Below are 1144 nucleotides of genomic sequence, written 5' to 3'. Positions count from 1 at the left end.
CGATTTGAGCAACAACGCCATTTTCAACACATAAAGCGCTCAGGCGAGGCGGGGGCGCTACTGTGCCGCCAGTCCTTTCAATACCAACTGCCGCCCCTCTGGCGTGAGCGAGCCCATCAGACTAAGCACCAGCTGGTTGGTGGTCTTGGCCGAGAGGCTCTGGGTATGCACGAACGACAAGGTGGCCACCCAGCTGTGGCCACATTCGGCATCGGTGCACTGGCAGTAGAGATCCGAGACATCATCGCTCAGTCGGTTGGTCTTGGTCATGCGGCCCCGCTGGCCACACACTTTGCAATAAACCCGCATTACGCCCCCTTTTCTATCCAAATCAACAGCCTATCTTGCCATATGGAATACTGTTTGTTTATACAGCTGGACCGATATTCTCCCGAAAATCGACCCAGAGGGAGCGAGGGAGTCCCGCGCTGTTGATGGCATACTGGATAAGCTCGCACAGCGGCAACACCTCGTTGCGGGCATAGGTCGCATCGTACTTCTCGGGATCCCCGAGCCCTCCCCCGCCATTGGTCGGGATGATGCCAGCCAGCGCTGCCGGAAAACGGTGGCTGGTCAATACATCCTGGGCGGTGATCCCCTTGATGGCCGCGAACTCGTCTTTGGTGGCGATATCCCCCACCGGGATCAGCTTGATGCCATCGGGTTTGCCGTCCGGGATGTTCACGAACATGGGGCGAAAGTTCCCTACCCCCTTGCTGCTCGCAATCATCTCCTTCATCTCCTCTTCCGTGTCATCGTCCATGTTCGGATCGGTGGCGTAGAAGATGAAGCCCATGTGGGCGCCGTTGAGGAAGTATTTGCGCCGAAACAGAGTGGCATCCTGGTTGAGCAGTGCCGACTGCAGGCCGCCCAGGTAGTCAGGCATACCGTAGATCTGCTGCTCGGGGTCGTGCTGGGCCAGCCAGATGACATCCTCCGGCCGGTAAATCAGGTTCGGCTGCCCTGCTGCAGGTAGACAAAGCAGCCATCTTCGCGCCGGCGCAGCTAGACGCTGGAGAGCGGGTACAGCCCGGCGTTGTTGCCCAAATCGATGCAGCTTGAATGGAACTAACTGAGGACTTGGTGATCTGATCACCACCATCCTCTTCAAGTCTGCATCATGGGCACGTCGCTTCACCCCATC

General features: G+C 58.1%; 1 protein-coding gene and 1 pseudogene. Both read right to left on the bottom strand.

The window, feature by feature from the left end; genetic code table 11:
* Positions 1–57 precede the first annotated feature (57 nt).
* Positions 58–309 (bottom strand): ogr/Delta-like zinc finger family protein, encoded by a 252-nt coding sequence (locus tag BN1123_RS08685; RefSeq protein WP_042026513.1) that lies wholly within the window; start codon positions 307–309, stop codon positions 58–60.
* A 58-nt stretch (positions 310–367) separates the two neighbouring features.
* Positions 368–1044 (bottom strand): annotated as a pseudogene (locus tag BN1123_RS08680) (phage portal protein); the annotation flags it as partial.
* Between the last annotated feature and the right edge of the window lie 100 nt (positions 1045–1144).

This window comes from Aeromonas enteropelogenes (assembly GCF_000819845.1).
In the GTDB taxonomy this organism is placed as follows: domain Bacteria; phylum Pseudomonadota; class Gammaproteobacteria; order Enterobacterales; family Aeromonadaceae; genus Aeromonas; species Aeromonas enteropelogenes.
This window is presented reverse-complemented; position numbering and strand designations above follow the sequence as displayed.